This window comes from Streptomyces sp. UW30, assembly GCF_008042075.1.
Classification (GTDB): Bacteria; Actinomycetota; Actinomycetes; order Streptomycetales; family Streptomycetaceae; genus Streptomyces.
This window is the reverse complement of the sequence record NZ_RDBN01000053.1, coordinates 1,747,619-1,772,617: the sequence shown is the minus strand read 5'-3', so window position 1 is coordinate 1,772,617 and position 24,999 is coordinate 1,747,619. Positions and strand designations below refer to the sequence as shown.

Annotated in this window: 19 protein-coding genes, 2 tRNA genes and 2 pseudogenes; 7 read left to right on the top strand and 16 right to left on the bottom strand. The window is 68.3% G+C overall.

Annotated features, from left to right (window positions below; all coding sequences use genetic code 11):
- The first annotated feature begins 3 nt into the window (after positions 1-3).
- Positions 4-324 carry a trypsin-like serine protease gene (locus EAO75_RS48795; RefSeq protein ID WP_410092864.1) on the top strand — a complete coding sequence of 107 codons (321 nt, stop codon included), beginning with the start codon at positions 4-6 and terminating at the stop codon, positions 322-324.
- On the opposite strand, the pseudogene EAO75_RS42585 reads toward EAO75_RS48795, so the two are convergent.
- Positions 280-960 (bottom strand): annotated as a pseudogene (locus EAO75_RS42585) (S1 family peptidase); the annotation flags it as partial. The gene EAO75_RS48795 and the pseudogene EAO75_RS42585 sit on opposite strands and share 45 nt — an antisense overlap.
- A gap of 465 nt (positions 961-1,425) precedes the next feature.
- Between EAO75_RS42585 and EAO75_RS42580 the strand changes: the two are divergent.
- Positions 1,426-2,439 (top strand): hypothetical protein, encoded by a 1,014-nt coding sequence (locus EAO75_RS42580; protein ID WP_148000350.1) that lies wholly within the window; start codon positions 1,426-1,428, stop codon positions 2,437-2,439.
- 201 nt (positions 2,440-2,640) lie between these two features.
- Here the strand turns inward: EAO75_RS42580 and EAO75_RS42575 are convergent.
- Positions 2,641-2,713, bottom strand: a tRNA-Ala gene (locus EAO75_RS42575).
- Positions 2,714-2,895: 182 nt separating this feature from the next.
- Between EAO75_RS42575 and EAO75_RS42570 the strand changes: the two genes are divergently transcribed.
- Both EAO75_RS42570 and EAO75_RS42565 read left to right on the top strand, forming a co-directional pair.
- A complete protein-coding gene (locus tag EAO75_RS42570) occupies positions 2,896-3,444 on the top strand; it encodes a helix-turn-helix domain-containing protein (protein WP_148000349.1) in 549 nt (182 codons plus the stop codon).
- Positions 3,445-3,621: 177 nt separating this feature from the next.
- Positions 3,622-5,445 carry a serine/threonine-protein kinase gene (locus EAO75_RS42565; RefSeq protein WP_148000348.1) on the top strand — a complete coding sequence of 608 codons (1,824 nt, stop codon included), beginning with the start codon at positions 3,622-3,624 and terminating at the stop codon, positions 5,443-5,445.
- A gap of 123 nt (positions 5,446-5,568) precedes the next feature.
- On the opposite strand, the gene EAO75_RS42560 is transcribed toward EAO75_RS42565, so the two are convergent.
- Both EAO75_RS42560 and EAO75_RS46790 read right to left on the bottom strand, forming a co-directional pair.
- Complete coding sequence (locus tag EAO75_RS42560) at positions 5,569-6,852, bottom strand: hypothetical protein (protein WP_148000347.1); 1,284 nt, start codon at positions 6,850-6,852, stop codon at positions 5,569-5,571.
- A gap of 281 nt (positions 6,853-7,133) precedes the next feature.
- Entirely contained in the window at positions 7,134-7,262 is a 129-nt protein-coding gene (locus EAO75_RS46790) for a DLW-39 family protein (RefSeq protein ID WP_003999697.1), read from the bottom strand.
- A gap of 338 nt (positions 7,263-7,600) precedes the next feature.
- Between EAO75_RS46790 and EAO75_RS42550 the strand changes: the two genes are divergently transcribed.
- Positions 7,601-7,981, top strand: a complete 381-nt coding sequence (locus tag EAO75_RS42550) for a DUF6344 domain-containing protein (protein ID WP_148000345.1) — start codon at positions 7,601-7,603, stop codon at positions 7,979-7,981.
- Between the two features lie 115 nt (positions 7,982-8,096).
- On the opposite strand, the gene EAO75_RS42545 is transcribed toward EAO75_RS42550, so the two are convergent.
- Complete coding sequence (locus EAO75_RS42545; RefSeq protein ID WP_148000344.1) at positions 8,097-8,840, bottom strand: AAA family ATPase; 744 nt, start codon at positions 8,838-8,840, stop codon at positions 8,097-8,099.
- Positions 8,841-9,090: 250 nt separating this feature from the next.
- Positions 9,091-9,534: a hypothetical protein gene (locus EAO75_RS42540; protein WP_187284792.1), complete on the bottom strand. Its 444-nt coding sequence runs from the start codon at positions 9,532-9,534 to the stop codon at positions 9,091-9,093.
- A 615-nt stretch (positions 9,535-10,149) separates the two neighbouring features.
- Between EAO75_RS42540 and EAO75_RS42535 the strand changes: the two genes are divergently transcribed.
- Positions 10,150-10,623, top strand: a complete 474-nt coding sequence (locus EAO75_RS42535) for a hypothetical protein (protein WP_148000342.1) — start codon at positions 10,150-10,152, stop codon at positions 10,621-10,623.
- A gap of 438 nt (positions 10,624-11,061) precedes the next feature.
- Here the strand turns inward: EAO75_RS42535 and EAO75_RS42530 are convergent, their stop codons facing one another.
- The 10 genes and pseudogenes from EAO75_RS42530 to dnaA form a co-directional block, all read right to left on the bottom strand.
- Positions 11,062-11,862 (bottom strand): maleylpyruvate isomerase N-terminal domain-containing protein, encoded by an 801-nt coding sequence (locus EAO75_RS42530; protein WP_148000341.1) that lies wholly within the window; start codon positions 11,860-11,862, stop codon positions 11,062-11,064.
- Between the two features lie 377 nt (positions 11,863-12,239).
- Positions 12,240-12,313 (bottom strand) — tRNA-Ile (locus EAO75_RS42525).
- Between the two features lie 146 nt (positions 12,314-12,459).
- Positions 12,460-13,260 (bottom strand): DUF3566 domain-containing protein, encoded by an 801-nt coding sequence (locus EAO75_RS42520; protein WP_148000340.1) that lies wholly within the window; start codon positions 13,258-13,260, stop codon positions 12,460-12,462.
- An 18-nt stretch (positions 13,261-13,278) separates the two neighbouring features.
- A complete protein-coding gene (gyrA, locus tag EAO75_RS42515) occupies positions 13,279-15,870 on the bottom strand; it encodes a DNA gyrase subunit A (RefSeq protein WP_148000339.1) in 2,592 nt (863 codons plus the stop codon).
- 42 nt (positions 15,871-15,912) lie between these two features.
- Positions 15,913-17,985 (bottom strand): DNA topoisomerase (ATP-hydrolyzing) subunit B, encoded by a 2,073-nt coding sequence (gyrB, locus tag EAO75_RS42510; protein WP_148000338.1) that lies wholly within the window; start codon positions 17,983-17,985, stop codon positions 15,913-15,915.
- Positions 17,986-18,515: 530 nt separating this feature from the next.
- A complete protein-coding gene (locus EAO75_RS42505) occupies positions 18,516-19,064 on the bottom strand; it encodes a DUF721 domain-containing protein (RefSeq protein WP_148000337.1) in 549 nt (182 codons plus the stop codon).
- The gene (recF, locus tag EAO75_RS42500) at positions 19,061-20,182 is read right to left on the bottom strand and encodes a DNA replication/repair protein RecF (RefSeq protein WP_148000336.1); all 1,122 of its coding nucleotides are present in this window, start codon (positions 20,180-20,182) and stop codon (positions 19,061-19,063) included. Before recF ends, EAO75_RS42505 begins: the two co-directional genes overlap by 4 nt.
- Before the next feature lie 140 nt (positions 20,183-20,322).
- On the bottom strand, positions 20,323-21,198 hold the full coding sequence (gene gnd / locus EAO75_RS42495; RefSeq protein WP_148000335.1) for a phosphogluconate dehydrogenase (NAD(+)-dependent, decarboxylating): 876 nt from the start codon (positions 21,196-21,198) through the stop codon (positions 20,323-20,325).
- 176 nt (positions 21,199-21,374) lie between these two features.
- Complete coding sequence (gene dnaN / locus EAO75_RS42490; protein WP_148000610.1) at positions 21,375-22,505, bottom strand: DNA polymerase III subunit beta; 1,131 nt, start codon at positions 22,503-22,505, stop codon at positions 21,375-21,377.
- An 880-nt stretch (positions 22,506-23,385) separates the two neighbouring features.
- A pseudogene (gene dnaA / locus EAO75_RS42480) lies at positions 23,386-24,885 on the bottom strand (chromosomal replication initiator protein DnaA); the annotation flags it as partial.
- On the opposite strand from dnaA, the gene EAO75_RS48790 reads away from it, so the two are divergent.
- Positions 24,826-24,999 (top strand): DnaA ATPase domain-containing protein (locus EAO75_RS48790; protein ID WP_410092862.1); only part of this gene is annotated, 174 nt, incomplete at its 3' end. The pseudogene dnaA and the gene EAO75_RS48790 overlap by 60 nt on opposite strands.

The following is a 24,999-nucleotide window of genomic DNA, read 5'->3' as shown; positions in this document are numbered from 1 at the left end:
GACATAGCCCTGCTCGTTCTGTCCGAGCGGGTCTCCGGCGCGCCGATCGAGGTCGCCGACGGCAGCCCGCAGACGCAGCAGGCGGTCCGGCTGATCGGCTGGGGCCAGGACTGCCCCCAGAAGGGCTGCTCCACAGCACCACCCCGGCAGTTGAAACAGCTGGACACCAGGGTGCTGCCGGCACAGGACTGCCCCGGGATCAAGGGAGGTGGGGAGTTGTGCTTCGCCGGCACCCCGACGGACACGGCCTGCTACGGGGACTCCGGCGATCAGGTCCCGGAAGGCAGTCACATCGGTGTAGATCACATTGCTGTCACCGCATGAGGGACGGGAGTCGTCGCCCGCCCGGCTGGTGACCCCGACGAGCCGCCGACCCGCCCCGTCCTGCACCACTGCCGGACCGCCGGAGTCCCCGTAGCAGGCCGTGTCCGTCGGGGTGCCGGCGAAGCACAACTCCCCACCTCCCTTGATCCCGGGGCAGTCCTGTGCCGGCAGCACCCTGGTGTCCAGCTGTTTCAACTGCCGGGGTGGTGCTGTGGAGCAGCCCTTCTGGGGGCAGTCCTGGCCCCAGCCGATCAGCCGGACCGCCTGCTGCGTCTGCGGGCTGCCGTCGGCGACCTCGATCGGCGCGCCGGAGACCCGCTCGGACAGAACGAGCAGGGCTATGTCCGCGTGCTCCGGAGCCTGTACGACGCGGGCCACCCGGCTACGTGTGCCTCCGCTCGTACGGTCCCTCGAGCCGATGCGTACGGTCATCTCGCTCGCCTGCCGGCCCTCTACGCAGTGCGCGGCGGTGGCCATGAGGGCAGGTGCGACGAGCGCCGCGCCGCAGTGATGATCTCCCGAAGGAGACTGCAGCGATCCCATGAACGGGTACTCCTCGGATGCCTGCCGCCCGCCGACGATGAAGCTCGTCTCGGCGCCGTAAGCCGAGTTGAGCACCACGGCCGCCGTGACCATCACGGCAGGACCGGTCAGGAGCAGTTTCCACTTCCCGACGAATGGCCTGCGCCTGCTTCCGCCTCTTGCGCGTCCCATGCTTCCTCCGAACTGCAGAATGCGCGGCGGGCCTCAGACGGCTCGCCTGCCGGACGGGACGCAGTGAAGCGGCGACGAAGGTTGGGCGGATCATCCGCCGGGCTGAGAAGACCTGACCAAGCGTTCAGGTCCCCCTCTTCTTGTCGCACTTGGAGCAACCACCCCAGTGAGACCGCTTCGTTGGACACCATGAGCCAGGTCGGGCCGTGTCCTTTCTCTCGGAGAGCATCCATGCCCACTGCCACCCCCCGCCCTTGTTCCAGCGTCCAACTGCCCGGTGACCACGCCCTGTTGCGAGCGGTCGATATGGACCGGATTCCCTGGTTCGAAGCCGTCCGTCACCGCCATCACACTGCCGTCCACGCGTACGCACTCACGTGCGTTGCCGTGCCTGAGCTGGCAGAGATCCTGTCGGCGTACGCCTTCTCACGGCTGCGCGATCAGGTGTCCAGAGGGTCGCGCGCCGCGACCGGTCTGCACGGCACCTGCCTGCGGGTGAATCTGCTGACCTCGGTGCGCCGCGAAGCGGTCGAGGTCGATCCGCGCCAGATGTCCCCCGGATTCCGCAGGTGGGTGTCGGAGGGAGGACTGTGGTCGATGGACGAGGACTACGGACTCTCGCAGTCCTACCAGCGGCTGCCCGCCGTCGACCGGTGCCTCATCTGGCACACGCTGGTCGAGCACGAGTCTCCGGCCGCTGTGGCCGACGTGACAGGGTTGCCCCGTGCCCAGCTCCTCAACCGGTATCAGTCCGCGCTGACGGTGCTGCGCCGGGCCCAGGCCGCCGCTCATCTGCGCCAGACCGCCCACGTCAACTGCGGGCTACACGGCGAAGTGGACGTCCTGATCTCCGCCTATCTGCCGTTGCACGGCGACGCCCACGCCCATCTGCGCGACTGCGCCGCCTGCCGAACCGTACGCACCCGGCTGAAGCTCCTTCGGTCCCGCCTGGCCGGTGAGTTGCCCCGGCGGCTGCTGGGGTGGTGGCCGGGCGAGGAATACCGCGCACACAAGAGCGCACTGTCCGGTACAGCGCCCCCAAGGCCCTCTTCGACAGCCGCCGGCTGCACTGCGCCGACCGGGGCCGGGGCCGCTGACGTGAAGCCCTCACATGCTGCCCGGCCTTGCTCAGCGGCCTGGATGGGTTCCCGGAGTCGTTCCACCTGGCGCAGACTTGCGGCGCGTGCATCCTGGCAGACGTGGCTGACGGTCTTGCGTCGGCCTTTGAATCTCTGGTTCTTCGGCCCGCTGTGGTCCCCGCTGCACACCCATCTTGCCCGGTGTATCCAAGCAGCCCAGGACCACAACTGGGGCCTGCTCAAGGACAGTGCCAGCCAGCTCGCCGCAGCTGCCGCATGCTTGGACGCAGGCCAGATCAGGCCGACTGACAGACCAGGGTGAGAAGCCGTCTCTCAACCGATCTCGGCACCCGAAGATCGAACGGAGCTCCTGGGCGGGTGATCTTCCGGCCGTACGCGCACGAAGGCAGGACGTCCGGGAGCCGCTCGGGGGGTGCGACCCCATTCCACGACCCACCGGCGAAACCGGTACAAAAAAGACCCCTCTGACCACGTTTTCGCAGGTCAGAGGGGTCTTACTATGTGGAGCCTAGGGGAGTCGAACCCCTGACATCTGCCATGCAAAGACAGCGCTCTACCAACTGAGCTAAGGCCCCTAAAAGGGAACGTCCGGCCGGAGGAAAACCCCACACCGGCGAGCGTCCAGACCAGAGTACCCGGTCGCCCCCCGGATCCCGCAAAAGGATTGGGGGTCCCGGTAAACGACCACTCTCCGTAAGATGCTCGGCGTGGTTCGCGACAGCGAACCACGGTTTTGGGGAAGCGATGGGGAGACGCAATGGACGCCGCACAGCAGGAAGCCACCGCAAGAGCGCGGGATCTGCAGCGGAACTGGTACGGGGAGCCGCTGGGGACGCTCTTCCGTAAGCTCATCGACGATCTTGGTCTCAACCAGGCTCGTCTCGCGGGGGTACTGGGACTGTCCGCACCGATGCTGTCGCAGCTGATGAGCGGACAGCGGGCGAAGATCGGCAATCCCGCCGTGGTCCAGCGGGTGCAGCTGCTGCAGGACTTGGCGGGGCAGGTCGCGGACGGCAGCGTGAGCGCGGCCGAGGCCACGGAGCGCATGGAAGAGATCAAGAAGTCGCAGGGGGGATCGGTGCTCAGCAACACCACGCAGACGACGAACAGTTCGGSCGCGCCCACGGTCAAGCGGGTCGTTCGCGAGATCCAGTCGCTGCTGCGCTCGGTGGCAGCCGCGGGCGACATTATCGAGGCCGCGGACACCCTCGCCCCGACCCACCCGGAACTGGCAGAGTTCCTCCGGGTGTACGGCGCCGGCCGCACCTCCGACGCGGTCGCGCACTACCAGTCCCACCAGAACTGACCCCCGGGCCCGGTCGCCGAAGGGGTTCGGCAGCCGGGCCGGCGGTATGGCGTCCTGAGCGGGCACGAGGGGGTCGTGCGGGGGAGTCCGCGAAGGACGGCCAGCGAGGGGAGTCGTATCGCTCGTCGTGGGGGAAGCAAGGGGGGGTAACCGGAGGGGGAGGAGCGACGCACAGCCATGGGTGAGGTCTTCGCCGGGCGCTACGAACTGGTCGACCCGATCGGACGCGGTGGCGTCGGCGCCGTCTGGCGTGCCTGGGACCATCGCCGTCGGCGCTATGTGGCCGCCAAGGTGCTGCAGCAGAGCGACGCGCACTCGCTGTTGCGGTTCGTCCGCGAGCAGGCGCTGCGGATCGATCACCCCCATGTGCTCGCGCCGGCCAGTTGGGCCGCCGACGACGACAAGGTCCTGTTCACCATGGACCTGGTGTCCGGCGGCTCGCTGGTCCATCTCGTCGGGGACTACGGCCCCTTGCCGCCCTCGTTCGTCTGCACCCTTCTCGACCAGCTCCTCGCGGGGCTGGCCGCGGTGCACTCGGAGGGCGTCGTCCACCGCGACATCAAGCCGGCCAACCTGCTGCTCGAAGCAACCGGCACGGGTCGCCCGCGGCTGCGGCTGTCCGACTTCGGCATCGCCATGCGGCTCGGCGAGCCCCGGCTGACCGAGACCAACCTCGTGGTGGGAACGCCCGGTTACCTCGCCCCCGAGCAACTCATGGGCGCGGAACCGGACTTCCCCGCCGACCTGTTCGCCGTGGGGCTGGTCGCGCTGTATCTGCTGGAAGGGGCCAAGCCGGACGCCAAGGCGCTCGTCCAGTACTTCTCCGCACACGGAACGCCGGGTGCGCCCAAGGGCATCCCCGAACCGCTGTGGCAGGTCGTGGCCTCGCTGCTCCAACCGGATCCGCACGCGCGGTTCCGCACGGCGACCGGGGCGCGCAAGGCCCTCGCCGCGGCCACCGAGCTCCTGCCGGAACCCGGGCCCGACGACGAGCTCATCGAGATCTTCGACCAACTCGGGCCACTGCCACCGGGGTTCGTACCCCGGGGGCCGCTGAAACGGGCTCCGGGGATCGAGGGGGAGCGGAGCGGCTCCGGACAGTTCCAGTTCGGGGACGGCTCGACGGGGACGGGAGGCTCGGCTAACGGCGCCGGATCGGATCCGAGGGGCATCGGCTCGGTGCCGAGCGGCACCGGGCTCGGGCCGGCCGGTACCGGGCTCGGGTCGGCCGACGTCGGGCTCGGGACGGGCGGCACCGGATTCGGGACAGGCGACGCCGGGCACGGCACATCCGGCACGGGCTCGGGCGCCGTATCCGGTGATCCGCGCCACGTCGTTGCGGAGCCAACGCCGGCTTCGAGCTTCACCTCGCCCGAGTCCGCGCCGCCAGAGTCCGCGCCGCCAGAGTCCGCGCGGCCAGAGTCCGCCCAGGCCGAGTCTCTGCCGCGCGTCCCGTACCCACACCAGCCCGGGTCCCTGCCATCCGCCCGCGCTCAGGAGTCCCCCGCCTCCCCACAACCAGGCGAGAGCAGCGGCCCCCTCAGCATGTCGGACACCGGCAGCTACCACCTGCCACTGCCCAACGGGCCGCAGGACCAGGCGCGAGGCCGGCACCAGGCACAGGGTCAAGCACAGGCGGGCAGCCACCCCCACGAGGGCGTGCAGCACCACCCGGCTAACAGCTCCCCCTACGACACCACGCACGTCCTGTCCTCCCCCCAACCACGCCCACCGCAGTACCCGACGCAGCCTCCGACGACGCCGGCACAACCCCAGCGCGTCGATGCTTCTACTGTTTCGTACACCGCTCAGAGCCCGCAGGTTCCACCCTCGGCGCCCCCAATTCCGCAGCCACGCCGCCGCGGCGGTCACCGAGCCGCCCGCCGAGCGGCCCACAGCCCCGCACGCCGTCCAGGCCCACCCGCCAAGGTGGCCGTACCACTCCTCCTGCTGGCGCTGGTCTGCTACGCCGTGGGGTTCTGGGCGCTGACCCAAATCTGAGAACCGACCCGGATCCGACGAGCCCGACTCTGAGGGCTGCCGCACATCTGCCCTCTGACCCAGATCCGAGCCCGCCGAGCCCGCCGAGCCCGCGAACCGCCTGCCGAGCCGCCCGCCAAGCCACTAAAGGCCCCCGCCAAGGGCGCTCCCGGCGTTCCGTGTGCGGAGAAGTACTGGACGAGCGCCTTGGCGTCCGGCTTGGCCCCTTCCAGCAGATACAGCGCGACCAGCCCCACGGCGAACAGGTCGGCGGGGAAGTCCCCCGGCCCCGTCCCCCGCGGCCGCCTCCCGATCGCCCGCCGAGACCTGGAACACGTCGCCCGGCTCGGACTGCCCCGCATAACCCGGCCCGGCCTGCGCCGTACCCCCCTCCCGCACGCGCAGCGTCAGCTCGAACGGCCCCTGGCCGTACCTCTCCGCCACCGCGGCCGAGAGGTGCACCACGAGGTAGTAGGAACCGGCGAACCGCATGGCGCTGAACCGGTCGGGGCCGGCGTACCGATTCTCGTAGGCGACCGGCGGCAGGGGATCGAGTTCGGCGGCCTTCCGGCGGCCGTCGTAGTTGGCGCTCGTGTCGTCGACGAATCCGCGCACGGGGTTGTAGAGGGCAAGGCTCAGGGCGCCGACCGTGTAGCCGTCGCCGCTGCTCGAACTGCCCAGCTCGGCGGTGGCGTGCAGCTGTCGGCCCCAATCGAGCGGCACCTTGTAGAAGAGCGTCCGCCCGGGCTCGATGGCGGAGGTCCACACGCCCTCGCCGACCGGTACCGCCGAGGCGAAGCCGCGGCCGCCCTCACGGAGCTCGCCGTCCCCGGTGAGGGGGTCGGGTGACGCGGAGTCCCAGGCCTCGGGGGCGCTCGTCTCGCCGGTCTGCTTCAGGGGCGGCTCGGAGGCGGCGAAGAGCTCCAGGTCCCAGGCGTCCAGGGCGGAGTCCGCCGTACTGACGCGCTCGACGATCACGTCGTAGGTGCCCGCGCTCTCGCAGCGCGGACGGTTGGCCGAGATCTCGCGCTCCCCCCATGCCGCGATCGGGCGCGGGCTGCGCACGACGCCGAAGGTTTCGGTGTCCTGGGAGCAGGAGCGGCCGGCGGCATCCCGGACGGACACCTTGATGCCGTCGCCCGCGTGGAGCGTGCTGTCGGTGACGGGGACGGCGGTCACGGAGACGTACGCGTCCGAGGTGTCGTCGAGGTCGAGGCGGTAGTGGATCTCTCCCTCGCCTGGCAGGGAGCTCTTGTAGGTCGTGCCCGGAGCGAGGGGTGCGGCGTCCGCGGTGCTCGTCCCACCCGTGACGGGCCTGGCGTCCGGCGCGAAGACATAGGGACCGGGCGTTCCGGCGGCGAGGGCGGGCGGAGCCGGCAGGACGGCCGTGGTGCACAGCAGCAGCGCCGCCACGACGGCCGCACGCACGCGTGCCGGGGAACGCCACATCCTCGCGGGGCGCCACCGCGCCATACGCCGCCGCCTCATCACGCGCCACCCCTTGTCACCACAACCGGACCATGGACCTCGCCCATCCTGCCCAGCGCGGCCGCGCGTCACCCCCGCAATCCGTACGGCTGTCCGAAACGCCCGGCTCTACGACCTCCGGTGCGCTTCCGCAACTCGGGGCGGCGGCGCTGTGCGCTCCGGGTACACGAAACCCCGGCCGCGCGGGCGACCGGGGTCTGTGTGCAATCCGATGTCGTGGCTCACGAACCCGTGGGTACGGAGTCAGTCGCCTCCGTCCACAGATCCTGCTCGGCGCGATCCGCCTGGATCTGGCGGTACACGAGGAGCCCGCCGATGGCGGCCAGTGCGACCAGGAGAAGCTTCTTCACCGCGCGACCTCGTCTTTCCTTGACGTAGGGGACCTCTGGCGCCCGACTATACACACCGGTCGATATCAATCGGTGACCTGCGTCCGCGCTCAACTGCCCGCCGGTACACCCCAGTAGAAGCGGATGCCGCCGCTCCGATCGGAGGGTGATCACACCCCGACGGACGGTGACCTTTGGCCCCTTTCCTCCATCTTCGCGCACTCGTCGAGCGCAATGCCCCCATACGGGTGGTGTTCATCTGAAGATCGACGCGCCACGGGCGTCGGTCCATGACTTCGCAGCCCCCATACACATCATTGGGAAAGTACGCAAATCGCCCAACCCGAAAGTGAGGGGCCATGACCAGGAACAAGGTCATGAACCTGTGGACGGCCGTCGTCACCGCCTTCCTCGCGCTGTGCTCGGCGCTCGGATTCGTCACCAGCACCGCCGCAGCGGCCGTACCGCACACCGAGACGAGCCGCAGGAGCGACGGTGACGACAGCAACCGCAGCGCTGAGCTGACGGCCCCGGCGATGCCTCACTGGGCCTGGTCCTACGCCAGAGCACTGCCCCCCACGATGAAGCAGCGGATCCGCGCAGAGGCACACGGCAAGACCCCCAGCTGCCGCCACCGCCCGCTCACGGAGACGGAAGCGGCCACGACATCGGCCTCGACCACCCACGAGTGCACCCACGGCTCCCACCCGCCACAGCCACTGGTGCCACACCAACGCTGAACCCGGGCTCACCGCAAGTCGTGACCCTCTGCTTCTTCTGCCTCTCCTGCTCCAAAGCCTGTTCCAGCTTCTCCAGCAGTACGACGGCGAGCTTCACCCCGTCCTGGTCCCCGCCTCATCGCGAATCGACGATGTGACGGAGATAAGTCCACGGGTCGTTGAGGTACCGCCGCCAATGATCGACGAGTTCCAGATCCCGCCAGTCGGCGGGACGCATTCCGTGGTCACCCACCTCGATGATCTCGGCGCCCGGCAGCGCCGTCAGCACAGGTGAGTGCGTCGCGCAGATGATCTGTGCGCCGGAACGCCCCAGTTCGTGCAGCAGCCCTACGAGTTGAAGACAAGAAGCGAAGGACAGCGCAGCCTCGGGCTCGTCCAGGACGTACAGCCCAGGCTCCTGAAACCGCTCGCGGAAGGCCATCAGAAATCCCTCGCCGTGGCTCATCTCGTCCGCGGCCCCGGACAGCCTTCCCGTCTTCTGCTCCCGGTCCAGCGCGTCCAGCGCCGTCTCCGCCCGCAGGAAGAAACCTCTGCGGCGCGTCCGAGGCCCGCGCAGCATGCGGCGGCCGGCAGTGGTCGCCTCGAACCGTATCCGCCCGCCCAGGGCCGATGGCTCGCGCCAACTGGCGTACTTGTAGCCCGCTGATCCGCCCCAGGAGTCCAGGCCGAAGCCCTCCGCCAGCGCCTCGACGAGGGTCGACTTCCCCGAGCCGTTCTCCCCCACCAGGAACGTCACCGGCGCGGTGAATCTCAGGCCGTCATCCAGCAGCTGCCGCACGCACGGCACCGACCACGGCCACCCGCCGCCTTCCTCCCGCTCGCCCTCGGCGACATGCGCGTATGCCCGCTCGACGATCATGCCGCCAGGCTCTCATCCGGCACTGACAATCGGGCATGCAAAAGACCCCAGCCCTGATGGACTGGGGTCGTTTGGCTGGTGGGGCTAACAGGATTTGAACCTGTGGCCTCATCCCTATCAGGTCGATCCTGGGGACCTGTGGACTCGGTCAACTCGCTTTGGACGCCGGCTGGCTGGCCGTCAGCGTTCAACGGTGACCGCCGCCATCCGCCGCTGTTGGTGCCAGTCATTGATGTCAGACACCAGTCGCCTAGTCGATCGGCACCTCGACTGCCCACCTGGTGCCGGTGAACGGGGGCTGGACGTTGGGCGCGAGACCCACGGTCCCTTCGTGGGTGTGACCGTCAAGGAACCTGTTGCCCTCGATATCTCCCAGGCACTTGATGGTGGTGATGTTGTCGCTGCTTTTGGTGGCCTTCCACCTGGTCCCCGTGAACGGCTCGCTGGTGTCGGGCGCGAGACCGACGGTTCCATCGTGGGTGTGACCGTCAAGGAACCTGTTGCCCTCGATATCTCCCAGGCATCGGAAGACGAACTCGTCTTGTGTTCCCTGGATCTTCCGCATGTCCCACCGGGTGCCGCTGAAGGGGGCCGCGGTGTTGGGCGCGAGGCCCACGGTTCCATCATGCGTATGTCCGTCGAGGAAACGGTTGCCCGGAAGCTCCCCTCGACATCTGAGAAAGACAGTAGTCATAGCAGGCTTCCTGTTCGTTCAAACTTCAGCAGGCGAGTTGATCCTCGGCATGTCCCCCGCATGCCCTACCTACCGCTCTTCCCCTCATCCAGCCTGCGCCTGTCGGCAACGGGGCGCCACTCGCAATCCAAGTACGAGAACGGACTTGCTTGTCCACGCTCGCGCCGAACCGGATTCAATCTGATGCGACGAGGCAATCGGCCGTCCCACTCCCTCAACCCACCACACTGGCCACGATGTGCCCGCAGTCGGCTACGGCGCCCCCTCCATCCCGGTGCCGGCCGATCCCCCGCCGGAGGCATCGTCTTTGACCGTGGCCTCGTTCACGCAGGAGCACAACACCCATCCCTCCGCCCGCACATTCAGCCACGGACCCAAATACGCCTCAGGAGCCGGGCCATGACCTGATCTTCTCGTCGGAGCACGGCGGCATGATCGACCCGGTGGGCTTCTCCCGGACCTTCGATGGCATGCTCGCCGACCTTCTGGAAGATCCGCTCATCGGCTGATGTCCGTCAGCCCTGTCGGCGCTCTGCAGGCCTCGTCGGGGAGCCTGGGCTCTTCCCTGCCTCGCTATAGTCACACAGTTGTTCGGATCTTGTGGGAGGGGAACCAATGAAGCGTGCAGGCAAGAGCATCGGCCTCGCAGCCGCGGCCGTAGGTGTCGCATTGTTCGCGGCCGGCCCGGCGTCAGCGATGGGCATGTGGGAGACGGTCAGCACAAACTCGACCTGGAAGTGTGGGCCGACCAAGCAGCACACCGCAGTACCGGGGGTTGGCTTCCAGGCGTGCATGGTCTTCGGCACGCTGAATGAGAGCGACGAGGCCAAGAGCGTGCTCGTGGTGACAAACAACAGCTCCAAGGCCATCGCGCTTGAGGGCTCGATCACTCAGACCTGGAACGGGCAGACCATCGACTGCCAACCCTCGGTACTCAACCCGGGTTTCACCCGCGGCTGCTACAACCACCAGATGCCGATTAAGTGCGGCAGGAACACTGCGTACGGCGACCTGCGGGTCAACGGCGTTTGGAACCGGACAGCCTCGAAGCACCACGACTGGAACCCGGCTCCGATCTGGTGTCCATGACAGGCAGGCACTCGTAGCAGCCCGCTTGGCCCTCGCCACCACAACGGCAGGGGGCCAAGAGCACGTGACTGCGAGCTGGGCTCGGCCGAGAGCGGCGCTGCATCCCCGGAGCAACGGGAGGCTGCGGGCCTGCTCGCCGATTCACTGCAAGATCCACTGATCGGCGGATGTCAGCCGTAGATGTCAAAGACCCCCAGGGATGATCATCTGAGGGTCTTTTGACTGGTGGGGCTAACAGAACTTGAACCTGTGGCCCCATCCTCATCAGGTCGATCACGGGGGCTGCCAACATCGGCCAACGGTCCCTGCCCCGCGGTCGATCGTCCACCAAGGCCCGGCGCTGACCGCTGCGGTTCGTGCTTGTTGGTGTCAGCCGCTCGTGTCAGCCGTCGCATGCGGTCCTGACAAGGCTTACTTCGCCGCTCTACAGCACCCGTCCTACTCCTCCGGTTCCCACGCGCGGAGCAGGTCGAACAAACCTGCGTCTCCGTCGATCTGCAGTGAGTCCGCCGGGATACGGTCGTACACGAAGAGGACCAGCTCACTGGCCGTGCCGCGGACGGAGACGCCAGCCACGTCCGGGCCCTCGTCGGCAGCAGCGACAGGCGTCGTGCCGGGCGCGGGGATACGGGTGGAGCGTGCGCCGTCGCCGTCGACCGTCAGGCGCCAGGAGTGGCCCTCGGTGGCGTGGAAGTCGAAGGCAGTGGGCTTGTGCGGCCAGGCACTCGTCGTTGCGACGCAGGTGAACAGGAACTCCTCGACACCGTCGAGTGCCACCTCATCCGGCAGCGGCTCCGGGGCACCCACAGTGACCTGGGCGTCGTAGGTGTGCACCGCGATCTGCTGGAGCTGGTGCCGGGCGACGGCGCCACAGGTCTGCGGCGACTGCGACGCACCCCACCACGTCCAGCAACCGCGATCCGGGCCGGCCTCCCGCAGTGCGTCCAGCAGCTCCTGCGTCGACGCGGCCAACCAGGCCGGCTGCGCCTCACGCTCCCGAGGCGCAGCCGGGGCGCCCTCTGGGACGGACTTGGCCGGAGCGGCAGGCCCTGCGGCTACGGTGGCGGCCCAGGAGCGGCGCCCCTCGCCGATATGCTGCACCAGATCGAACAGCGTCCACTCCGGGCAGGTCGGCACCTGCACGTCGAGGCTGGGCGCGGACGCTACCGCGGCGCGGAAGGCGCTCGACCGTTCGTCGATCAGTCGCAACAGAGCGGGGAACGCAAGTGTCGTTGTCACATGGACTCCCTATCACCGCGTTCCGACAATCGGACAGCGATTTTCACAGCCGACGCGGCGAGCGCGCGGGACGGGCCGGGCGCCCACAGGTGACGCCGTGTCCTCATTCTGAAACGGTCAATGAGAGCTCCAAGAGCTGGAGCGGAAGATCGCCGGTGAGCACTGGTCGCAGGGGTCGGACCAGGACCTGATCTTCTCCTCCGAGCACGGCGGCCTGATCGACCCGGTGAGCTTCTCCCGCACCTTCGATCGGCTCGTGAAGCGGGCCGGCGTGCGCCGGATCACGGTCCGGCTCGCACGGCACACCTGCGGGACGCTGTGTCAGCCGTGGATGTCAAAGACCCCCAGCCGTTATCGACTGGGGGTCTTTTCGCATGTGGGGCTAACAGGATTTGAACCTGTGGCCTCATCCTTATCAGGGATGCGCTCTAACCAACTGAGCTATAGCCCCGCCGCGCTCTGCGGTGTGTGTCCCGCGCGCTGACTCCTGAAGATTAGCGCACGACGCGGGCAGTCCCAAAATCGGTTGTCGGGGGACCGTCAGGAGAGGTTTGAAACCGCCTCCTGACGGCCAGCGTCAACCGGCCTCGGTGAACCTCACTCGTCCTCGGCGAGCGTCAGCTCGACGCCGCCCACGAAGCCGGCGGAGAGGTTGTAGATGAACGCGCCGAGCGTGGCCAGGGCCGTCGCCAGGACGACGTCGATGACCGCGATGATCGACGCGAACATCAGGACGTGCGGCAGCGACAGGAAGGACTGCAGGTCGAAGCCGTTCGACTCGTTCGAGCCCGTGGCCTCGGAGATCGTGCCGCCGACCGTCGAGAAGACGCCCATCGCGTCCATGACCATCCACAGCACCGCGGACGCGACGATCGTGCAGATGCCCAGCGCGATGGAGAGCAGGAAGCTGACCTTCATCACCGACCACGGGTCGGCTTTGGCCACCCGCAGCCGTGCCTTACGGGTGCGCGGCGTCGTACGCGCGCCCGTGCGCGGTCGGCGCACGCTGCCCGACGGAGCGCCCGTCTGGTAGGCCTGCGGCGGGTGGTAGGGCCCGGCGGGCTGCTGCGGCTGCCGTTCCCCGGGCAGCGGCGACGCCGACGGCGCCGGGGCCGCCTGCTGCGCTCCCGCGGGGTGCGGCTGCGGCTGAGCGCCCGGAGCCGCGCCGGCCCCGTACTGCTGGGCCTGCGGGCCTCGGGTGTCCGTCACGGGTCCCCCCTGGGATCCAGGTGCGTCGGGCGAGGAAGAGCCTTTCGCCGGCGACTTGATCGCTTTCAGCTGGGTGGTGTGCGTGTCCTTCGCGGGCGCGGCGGAGCCACGGCCTCCGCCGTCCGTCTCCGTACCGGCCGTAGAACCGGTCGAGGTACCGGACGATCCGGCGCCCGTGGCTCCGCTCACGATGACTCTCTCCTCGTGCTACTCGGCCGAGGGTGTCTCACCCTCGTCCGTGCCGATGGTCGTGGCAGCACCTTCGGCGGTGTCGTCGACGACCACATCGCCGTCGACCTCCTCCGCCTCGCGTCCCGCCTCGGCGTTACGTGCGATACCGACGACGGCATCGCGCTTGCCCAGGTTGATCAGTTGGACGCCCATGGTGTCACGGCCCGTCTCCCTGACCCCGTTGACTCGCGTACGAATCACACCGCCGCCCAGCGTGATGGCGAGGATCTCGTCGCTCTCCTCGACCACCAGCGCACCGACGAGCGAGCCGCGATCCTCGACGATCTTGGCGGCCTTGATGCCGAGGCCGCCGCGACCCTGGACGCGGTACTCGTCGACGGGGGTCCGCTTCGCGTACCCGCCGTCGGTGGCAGTGAACACGAACGTACCGGGTCGAACAACATTCATCGAGAGCAGCTCGTCTCCCTCGCGGAAGCTCATGCCCTTGACACCCGAGGTGGCACGGCCCATGGGACGCAGTGACTCGTCCGTGGCGGTAAACCTGATCGACTGCGCCTTCTTGCTGATCAGGAGCAGATCATCGTCGGACGAGACGAGTTCGGCACCGATCAGTTCGTCGTCGGAACCGTCTGCCGTTTCCCGGAGGTTGATCGCGATCACACCGCCGGAGCGCGGCGAATCGTAATCCTTCAGAGGCGTCTTCTTCACCAGACCCGCCTTCGTGGCGAGCACGAGGTACGGCACCGCGTCGTAGTCGCGGATCGCGAGGATCTCGGCGATCGCCTCGTCCGGCTGGAAGGCCAGCAGGTTGGCGACGTGCTGCCCGCGGGCGTCACGTCCGGCGTCCGGAAGCTCGTACGCCTTGGCCCGGTACACCCGGCCCTTGTTGGTGAAGAACAGCAGCCAGTGGTGGGTCGTCGAGACGAAGAAGTGGTCGACGATGTCGTCTTCCTTCAGCTTCGTGCCGCGTACGCCCTTGCCGCCGCGCTTCTGCGCCCGGTAGTCGACGGTCTTTGTGCGCTTGACGTAGCCGCCGCGCGAGACGGTGACCACGATGTCCTCTTCGGCGATGAGGTCCTCGATGGACATGTCACCGTCGTAGGGCACCAGCATGGTCTTGCGGTCGTCGCCGTACTTGTCGACGATCGCCGCCAGCTCCTCGCTGACGATGCCGCGCTGACGGACCTCGGAGGCGAGGATCGCGTTGTACTCGGTGATCTTCGCCTGGAGCTCGTCGTGCTCCTGGATGATCTTCTGGCGCTCCAGGGCGGCCAGTCGCCGCAGCTGCATCTCAAGGATGGCGTTGGCCTGGATCTCGTCGATCTCCAGGAGCGCCATCAGGCCCGTACGCGCGATATCGACGGTGTCGCTGGCCCGGATCAGGGCGATGACCTCGTCGATGGCGTCCAGGGCCTTCAGGAGGCCACGCAGGATGTGCGCCCGCTCCTCGGCCTTGCGCAGGCGGAACTTCGTACGGCGGACGATGACCTCGATCTGGTGCGTCACCCAGTGCCGGATGAACGCGTCCAGGGACAGCGTGCGCGGGACTCCGTCGACCAGCGCCAGCATGTTGGCGCCGAAGTTCGACTGCAGGTCCGTGTGCTTGTAGAGGTTGTTCAGTACGACCTTGGCGACCGCGTCCCGCTTCAGGACGATGACCAGCCGCTGGCCCGTACGTGAGGACGTCTCGTCGCGTACGTCCGCGATGCCGCCGACCTTGCCGTCCTTCACCAGGTCGGCGATCTTCTGCGCGAGGTTGTCGGGGTTGGTCTGGTACGGCAGTTCCGTGACCACCAGGCACTGGCGGTTCTGGATCTCCTCGACCTCGACGACCGCGCGCATGGTGATCGAGCCACGGCCGGTGCGGTACGCCTCTTCGATGCCCTTGCGGCCGACGACGAGCGCGCCCGTCGGGAAGTCGGGGCCCTTGATGCGCTCGATCAGCGCGTCGAGCAGCTCCTCGTGCGTGGCCTCGGGGTTCTCCAGGTACCACTGGGCGCCGGCCGCGACCTCGCGCAGGTTGTGCGGCGGGATGTTGGTGGCCATGCCGACCGCGATGCCGGCCGAGCCGTTGATCAGCAGGTTCGGGAAGCGGGCCGGCAGGACGGTCGGCTCCTGGGAGCGGCCGTCGTAGTTGTCCGTGAAGTCGACGGTCTCCTCGTCGATGTCACGGACCATCTCCATCGACAGCGGGGCCATCTTGCACTCGGTGTAGCGCATGGCCGCCGCCGGGTCGTTGCCCGGAGAGCCGAAGTTGCCGTTCGAGTCGACGAGCGGCATGCGCATCGACCACGGCTGGGCGAGGCGGACCAGGGCGTCGTAGATCGAGGAGTCGCCGTGGGGGTGGTAGTTACCCATGACGTCACCGACGACACGGGCGCACTTGTAGAAGCCGCGCTCGGGGCGGTAGCCGCCGTCGTACATGGCGTACAGGACGCGGCGGTGGACGGGCTTGAGGCCGTCGCGGACGTCCGGGAGCGCACGCGAGACGATGACGGACATCGCGTAGTCGAGGTACGAGCGCTGCATCTCCGTCTCGAGCCCGACGGGCTCGACACGCAGGATCTGTCCCTCGTCAGGAGTGACGGGAGTGTTCTCGTCGGTCATTGCTGGTGAAGGTCCTTCCTGGTGCGGTCAGCTGAGACCGACTCAGATGTCGAGGAAGCGGACGTCCTTGGCGTTGCGCTGGATGAACTGGCGGCGGGCCTCGACGTCCTCGCCCATGAGGACCGAGAACAGGTCGTCGGCCTGGGCGGCGTCGTCGAGGGTGACCTGGCCGAGGACGCGGTGCTCCTGGTCCATGGTCGTGATGCGCAGTTCCTCGGCGTTCATCTCGCCGAGACCCTTGAAGCGCTGGATCGAGTCCTCCTTGACGCGCTTGCCACGCTGGCGGCCCATCTCCAGCAGTGCGTCGCGCTCGCGGTCGGAGTAGGCGTACTCGACCTCGTCCCGGCCCCACTTGATCTTGTACAGCGGGGGACGGGACAGGAACACGTGCCCGGCCTCGACCAGCGGCCGCATGAAGCGGAACAGGAAGGTCAGCAGCAGGGTGTTGATGTGCTGGCCGTCGACGTCGGCGTCCGCCATCAGGATGATCTTGTGGTAGCGGAGCTTCTCGATGTCGAAGTCCTCGTGCACACCCGTGCCGAAGGCCGAGATCAGCGCCTGGATCTCCTGGTTCTGCAGGATCTTGTCGATCCGCGCCTTCTCGACGTTGAGGATCTTGCCTCGGATCGGGAGGATCGCCTGGTACTGCGGGTTGCGGCCGGACTTGGCCGAGCCGCCGGCGGAGTCACCCTCGACGATGAAGATCTCGCACTTGGTGGGGTCGTTCGACTGGCAGTCGGAGAGCTTGCCCGGGAGCGAGGCGCTCTCCAGCAGGCCCTTGCGACGGGTCAGGTCGCGGGCCTTGCGGGCCGCCACGCGCGCGGTGGCCGCCTGGATGCCCTTGCGGACGATGTCCGCCGCCTCGACCGGGTTGCGGTCCAGCCAGTCGTTGAGGTGCTCGTAGACCGCCTTCTGCACGAAGGTCTTGGCCTCCGTGTTGCCCAGCTTGGTCTTCGTCTGACCCTCGAACTGCGGCTCGCTGAGCTTCACCGAGATGATCGCCGTCAGACCCTCGCGGATGTCGTCACCCGTGAGGTTGTCGTCCTTCTCGCGCAGCAGCTTCTTGTCGCGCGCGTACTTGTTGATCAGGTTGGTGAGCGCCGCGCGGAAGCCCTCTTCGTGGGTACCGCCCTCGTGCGTGTGGATGATGTTGGCGAAGGAGTACACGCCCTCGCTGTAACCGCTGTTCCACTGCATCGCGACTTCGAGGGAGAGGCTCTTGTCCCTGTCCTCGGCCTCGAGGTCGATCACGGTCGGGTGGACCACGTCTCCCTTGCGGGAGTTGAGGTACTTCACGAAGTCGACGATGCCGCCTTCGTAGTGGTACGTGACCGTCTTCACCTCGGCGGTCTCGTCCGCGCCGGCCTCGTCCGCCCCGGAGGTGGCCTTCGCCGACTCGCGCTCGTCAGTGAGTTTGATCGTCAAACCCTTGTTGAGGAACGCCATCTCCTGGAAGCGCCGCGAGAGCGTCTCGAAGGAGTAGTCGGTGGTCTCGAAGATGTCGCTGTCGGCCCAGAAGGTGACCGACGTGCCCGTCTCGTCGATGGCCTCGTGCTGCGCGAGCGGTGCCGTGGGGACACCCATCTTGTAGTCCTGCGTCCAGCGGTGGCCGTCGGTCCTGACCTCGACGGCGACCTTCGCCGACAGCGCGTTGACGACGGACACGCCCACGCCGTGCAGACCGCCGGAGACCGCGTAGCCGCCGCCGCCGAACTTGCCGCCCGCGTGCAGAACGGTCAGCACGACCTCGAGGGCCGGCTTGCCCTCGGACGGGACGATGCCCACCGGGATGCCACGGCCGTTGTCGATCACGCGGACCCCGCCGTCGGCGAGGATCGTCACGTCGATGGTGTCCGCGTGGCCGGCCAGCGCCTCGTCGACGGCGTTGTCGACCACCTCGTACACCAGGTGGTGCAGACCGCGCTCGCCGGTCGAACCGATGTACATACCGGGTCGCTTGCGGACCGCGTCCAGACCCTCGAGGACGGTGATGGCACTCGCGTCGTAGGACGCCGTGACTGAGGCCTCGGCGAATCCGGCCGCGGCCTCGGTGGACGGGATGTTCTCGTTGGGGTTGCCGGAATCGGCCACGAAGCGCCCTTTCTGGCACAGCACGAGCCAGGCTCGTCGGCAGGTTGCCGGAGCGGCTGCGGCATGTTGCGTTGGTAAGCCTTGATCAGCGTTGCTCAGCTTTTCCCGGCGGTCCCCACGATTGGGGCGGGATTGAGCTCCAGTCTACCGGTAGCGCCGACAGTGATGGGGGTTTGCCGGTACCTGAGTCCGCATGTGCCGCCCTGAACCTGCCTCTGCCGACTCCCGATATACGGAAGGGGGCTCAAAGAGGCTCACAGAGCCACTCAGCGCTTCCGGCCGTCAACCCTTGGCTACTTCGGAGTCAGGTCGCGATTCGCCACCGCGTCCGGTGGTACGAGGAGGCGGTCGCCGGCAGCACTTCGTGACCGTCGACTGCTACTGATGTGATGTCGGTCACCTGTGGCCGACGGGGCTGTGGGGACGGCTGTGACGAGCGCTTCGGAGCCGAGGGCACGGCGTTTCGCGGGGCTGTCAGCGGGCCGTTTCGGGAAGGCCGGTCGGGGTGGGCGTCCGGTTCCGGAAGGCCGGCCAGCCTCGGCCGACCGCCCCGCTCACCCGTAGGTGTCGCCGGGGCCGGTGCTGCCGGGGGCGCGCAGCGGGCCGTAGCGTCGGGCCGGGCCGCCGGGGCCGTTCACCTTGATGTGGCGGACCGCGCCGTGGCCCAGGTCCTCGTTGAGGCGGGCGACCAGCGTCGGGGCGAGCAGGCGCAGGTTCGTCGCCCAGGCCGTCGAGTCGCAGCGCACGACCAGGACCCGCTCGTCCTCGTCGTACTTCTCCGGCACGCAGTGCTTGGCCACGTCGTCGCCGACGATCTGCGGCCAGCGGCCCATCACACCGCCCACCGCGGCCGGGGTCTCCCAGCCGCGCTCGGTGATCAAGCGGTTAATGGCGGAGCCGAGCGCCATGGGGTCGCGGCCGTCGGCTCGCGCGCCGGAGCGCAGGCCCCCGCGCCGCGCCTGCTTCTTCTGCTGCGCCACGTCCCCACGCGCGCGTGCCTGCTCCTTGGCCGCCCTGAGCGCCACGCGCGCAAGGTCGACGCCGGAGGGCTCGGGGGCCTTCTTGGGGGCGTCAGGGGTGTTCTCGGACGGGTTCTCGCTCATACGCGCTCCACCGTCCCCTCGGACACCGTGTACCGCGCCCCCGCCAGCACATGCGGTACGTCGTCGTCGACCGCGGCCGTCACCAGGACCTGCTCGCCGGGCGCGACCAGCTCGGCCAGGCGTTCACGGCGCCTGGTGTCCAGCTCGGCGAACACGTCGTCGAGGACCAGCACGGGCTCGTTGCCCTCGGCCCTGAGCAGGTCGTACGAGGCCAGGCGCAGCGCCAGTGCGTAGGACCAGGACTCGCCGTGCGAGGCGTAGCCCTTGGCGGGCAACTGACCGAGTTTGAGCAGCAGATCGTCCCGATGAGGGCCTACGAGCGTGACGCCGCGCTCGATCTCCTGCTTACGCGCCTCGGCGAGCGCCGCCATCAGCTGCTCGAAGAGGTCCTCGCGCGTGTGGGCCTCTCCGGGCGCCGAAGGCTTGTAGTCCAGGGCGACGGGGCCGCCGCCGGGGGCCAGCTGCTCGTAGGCCTTGTCGGTCAGCGGCTGGATCGTCGCGATCAGGTCCAGGCGTTGGGCGAGCAACTCGGCGCCCACGCGTGCGAGGTGCTGGTCCCAGACGTCGAGTGTCGACAGGTCCATCGAGCGGCCGCCGTGCCGACGGGCCAGCGCGGCCGACTTCAGGAGGGTGTTGCGCTGCTTGAGGACACGCTCGTAGTCGGAGCGCACGCCCGCCATGCGCGGGGAGCGTGCGGTGATCAGCTCGTCGAGGAAGCGGCGCCGCTCGCCGGGGTCGCCCTTGACCAGGGCGAGGTCCTCCGGCGCGAACAGGACGGTCCGCACGATGCCGAGTACGTCACGGGGTCTGACCTGCGAGGACCTGTTGATCCTGGCCCGGTTGGCCTTGCCGGGGTTCAGTTCCAACTCGACCAGTTGCTGCCGGTCGCCCTGCTTGACCTGCGCCCGGATGACGGCGCGGTCGGCTCCCATCCGGACCAGGGGGGCGTCGGAGGCGACCCGGTGGCTGCCGAGGGTGGCGAGATAGCCGACGGCCTCGACGAGGTTCGTCTTGCCCTGGCCGTTGGGGCCGACGAAGGCGGTGACGCCTGGGTCGAGCGGAACTTCGACGCCGGCGTACGAGCGGAAGTCGGCCAGCGACAGATGCGTGACGTGCATGGTCGTTCGCCGACCTCCCCCAACATGTGGTTGAACCGTCCCCAGCTGTGGACAACCGGGCCACCCCCGAGGGTGCCAGGCAGGCATCCCCAGGGTGTGGATTACTTGTTCTCGTTCTCGGTCTTCTCGTTCTCGACGGGTTACTTCTTCTCCACCGCGTGGCCGCCGAACTGGTTGCGCAGCGCCGCGATCATCTTCATCTGCGGCGAGTCGTCCTGACGGGACGCGAACCGCGCGAACAGCGACGCGGTGATCGCCGGCAGCGGTACCGCGTGATCGATGGCGGCTTCCACAGTCCAGCGTCCCTCACCGGAGTCCTGTGCAAAACCCCTGAGCCTGTCCAGGTGCTCGTCCTCGTCGAGGGCGTTCACCGCGAGGTCCAGCAGCCAGGAGCGGATGACCGTGCCCTCCTGCCAGGAGCGGAAGACCTCCCGGACGTCGGTCACTGAGTCGACCTTCTCAAGGAGCTCCCAGCCCTCGGCGTAGGCCTGCATCATCGCGTACTCGATGCCGTTGTGGACCATCTTCGCGAAGTGCCCCGCGCCCACCTTGCCGGCGTGCACCGCGCCGAAGTCGCCCTCGGGCTTCAGGGCGTCGAAGAACGGCTGCACCTTGGCGACGTTCTCGGCGTCACCGCCGTACATCAGCGCGTAGCCGTTCTCCAGGCCCCAGACGCCGCCGGAGACGCCGCAGTCCACGAATCCGATGCCCTTGGCCGCCAGCTCCTCGGCGTGCCGCTCGTCGTCCGTCCAGCGGGAGTTCCCGCCGTCCACGACGACGTCACCGGGCTCCAGAAGCTCGGCCAGCTCGTCGATGGTCGACTGGGTCGCCGCACCGGCGGGGACCATCACCCAGACCACGCGCGGGCCGGGGAGCTTACCCACAAGCTCTTCCAGGCTTTGGACGTCCGCGAGGTCCTGGTTGCGGTCGTATCCGACGACGGTGTGGCCCGCGCGGCGTATCCGCTCGCGCATGTTGCCGCCCATCTTGCCGAGGCCGACGAGACCGAGCTCCATCAGTTGTTCCTTAGGTTGCTGTGGCGTGAGAGGCACCTTCGTGCCCACGCCCGAGCCTAAACCCGGACGCACGCGCACATCCGTGGGCATACGCGCTCATACGTACGCCCTCACCTGCGGGTTCTCCCACAGGCCGGGGTCACTTCTCCACCGGCCTGTGGACAACTGTCGGCTGGTCAGCCGCTCAGGCGCACCGGCATGATCAGGTACTTGTAGGCCTCGTCCGCCTCGGCGTCCAGCGCCGGCTTGCCGCTGAGCAGCGCGGGCTTGGTGGACGTCGTGAACGACAGCTGGGCCACCGGGGAGTCGATGGCGCTCAGGCCGTCCAGCAGGAAGGTCGGGTTGAAGGCGATCGACACGTCGTCGCCCTCCAGCTGGGCGTCGACCCTTTCCACAGCCTGTGCGTCGTCGCTGGAACCGGCCTCCAGGATGAGCACGCCCTGCTCGAAGCTGAGCCGCACCGGGGTGTTGCGCTCGGCGACCAGGGCCACGCGCTTGACGGCCTCCACGAAGGGGGCGGTCTCGATCACGGCGACGCTGTTGAACTCCGTCGGGAACAGCGAGCGGTACTTGGGAAGGTCGCCCTCCAGGAGACGGGTCGTCGTCCGGCGGCCGGCCCCCTCGAAACCGATCAGGCCCTCGCCCGCACCCGAGCCGGACAGCGCCAGGGTGACGCTGTCGCCGCTCGTGAGCGCCTTGGCGGTGTCCAGGAGCGTCTTTGCGGGCACCAGGGCGACCGCGGACGCCTCCGGGTTCTCCGGCTTCCACAGGAACTCACGGACCGCGAAGCGGTAGCGGTCGGTGGAGGCCAGCGTGACGGTGTCGCCCTCGATCTCGATACGCACACCGGTGAGGACGGGCAGCGTGTCGTCGCGGCCGGCGGCGATGGCCACCTGCGCGGCGGCGGAGGCGAAGACCTCACCAGGGACGGTGCCGGTCGCCGTCGGCATCTGCGGCAGTGCGGGGTACTCCTCCACAGGCAGGGTGTGGAGTGTGAAGCGCGAGGAGCCGCAGACCACGGTCGCCCGTACACCGTCTGTGGAAATCTCCACCGGGCGGTTGGGCAGAGCGCGGCAGATGTCGGCGAGCAGGCGGCCGGAGACCAGGACGGTGCCCTCTTCGTCGACCTCGGCCTCGACGCTCACCCGAGCGGAGACCTCGTAGTCGAAGCTGGACAGGCTCAGCTGACCGTCATCGGCCTTCAGCAGGAGGCCGGCGAGGACAGGGGCCGGCGGACGGGCCGGGAGGCTGCGCGCCGCCCAGGCCACGGCCTCCGCGAGTACGTCGCGTTCCACCCGGATCTTCACTGTTGCCGCCTCCTGCTGTTGCCGGCGCTTCTCGGCCTGCCTGGCTTCGTCGTCTGTCTCGGTGTCGTCGGCCCCAGTGAGGGGAAGGACACCGGGAACAGTCTGACGCACCCCACTGACAGTAGGTGCCTCTCGGGGTCAAGTCGTGACGAGGGGCAGCCGGGAGCGAGACAGCGAGTTGTGCACAGGACCCACTTCGGAACGGATTCCCAGCTCTCTCTAGTTGGGAGTAGTAGTAGGGCCTGTGGAAACCGTGGATAACCACGTTTGCCCAGCTCAGAGCGGAAATTTTGTCCACCGGCCCTGTGGGCGACGGCGGTGGACAACCAGGTGCTTCTGTGGAGAACGGAAAGTTCTGCACACCCCATGCACAGCTTGAGGCGACTTCTCCCCAGCGCCGTCCCCAGCTTTACCCACCTTTCCCACAGGCCAACCCGGCACCTTTGTGTGACGCCTTTCACTCGACCCGGTGAGAAGGCGCGTCGTGTTGCCGAACAGTGGACAGCGGTGTGGAGAAGCTGGGGATCACTGGGGACAACTCGCCCCAGCCTGTGGGTTGTCGGTGGACAACTTCGTGCACAGCCTGTGGATCTTCTCGCTGTCCACAGCCTGTGGAGATCGTTTGTCCACGAATCCACATGCAGTTGACCTGGTCTGATCGTCTTTCAACAGGGGCCGCTGTGGAAACAGTCTGGACAACTTCCCAGTCCCCAGGGTGTGGACGGCAAAAAGTCACCGAATCTGTGGAGAGTGACCGTAACCCGGCAGGTATTCGAACAGCCGACGTCCGCGGCATGACGAAGGGCGCCCCGGGATCTCGTCCCGGAGCGCCCTCAGCGATGTACGACAGGCCCTCGTGGCCCTCGGTGGGCGGGCTGTGTCAGCCGTTCTTGATGCGGTTCGTGAGCTCGGTGACCTGGTTGTAGATGGAGCGCCGCTCGGCCATCAGATTGCGGATCTTGCGGTCGGCGTGCATCACCGTGGTGTGGTCGCGGCCGCCGAACAGCGCGCCGATCTTCGGCAGCGACAGGTCCGTCAGCTCACGGCACAGGTACATGGCGATCTGGCGGGCGGTGACCAGCTGGCGGCCGCGCGAGCTGCCGCACAGGTCCTCGACCGTGAGACCGAAGTAGTCGGCCGTGGCGCTCATGATGGCCGTCGAGGTGATCTCCGGCGTCGCGTCGTCGCCGCCGGGGATCAGGTCCTTCAGGACGATCTCCGTCAGGCCCAGGTCCACCGGCTGCCGGTTGAGCGACGCGAACGCCGTCACCCGGATCAGCGCCCCCTCCAGCTCGCGGATGTTGCGCGAGATGCGGGAGGCGATGAACTCCAGGACCTCCGGCGGGGCGTTGAGCTGCTCCTGGACCGCCTTCTTGCGCAGGATCGCGATACGCGTCTCCAGCTCCGGCGGCTGGACGTCGGTGATCAGGCCCCACTCGAAACGGTTCCGCAGCCGGTCCTCCAGCGTGACCAGCTGCTTGGGCGGCCGGTCGCTGGAGAGCACGATCTGCTTGTTGGCGTTGTGGAGCGTGTTGAACGTGTGGAAGAACTCCTCCTGCGTCGACTCCTTGTCCGCGAGGAACTGGATGTCGTCGACGAGCAGGATGTCCATCTCCCGGTACCGCTTGCGGAAGCTGTCGCCCTTGCCGTCGCGGATGGAGTTGATGAACTCGTTGGTGAACTCCTCCGAGCTCACGTACCGCACGCGCGTGCCCGGGTAGAGGCTGCGCGCGTAGTGCCCGATCGCGTGCAGCAGGTGGGTCTTGCCGAGCCCCGACTCCCCGTAGATGAAGAGGGGGTTGTAAGCCTTCGCGGGTGCCTCGGCGACGGCGACCGCGGCCGCGTGCGCGAAGCGGTTGGAGGCGCCGATGACGAACGTGTCGAAGAGGTACTTCGGGTTCAGTCGCGCGGTCGGTTCGCCGGGGCCGGGCGCCGGCGCGGGCTTCGCGGCCAGCGGGCCGGGGGCGCCGGTGGCCGGCAGACCGGTACCGACGGGGCCGCCGCGGTGCACATGGCCGGAGCCGACGGGCGGCTCGGGCAACTCGCGGCGGGCGTCACGGTCGTAGTCGCCGCGCGGCTGGTCGTAGTCGGGCCGTTTCTGCTCATAGTCGGACCGGCGCTGGTCGTAGTCGGAGCGGTGTCCGTCGTACGGCGGCCGGTCCATCGGCTGCGGGCGGTAGTCCTGGGACGGCGCGCCGTAGGAGTCCTGCGAGTAGGAGTCCTGGGACGGCGACGCGTACGGGTCCCGCTCGGGAAAGCCGAGCCGCTGCTGCTGCCAGCTGTACTCGTCCTGCGTCGGACGCGGCCAGCTGCCGGGGGCGTGCTCGGGGCGCTGGTACTCGCTCGGGTAGGCCGGTCGCGCGGTGGGCAGCGGGTCGGCGCCGGGCATCTGGTCGTCGGCGACATCCAGTTCCTCGCGGACAAGGAGTCGACGCAGGAGGAGTTCTTCCACACGTTCAACACGCTCCACAACGCCAACAAGCAGATCGTGCTC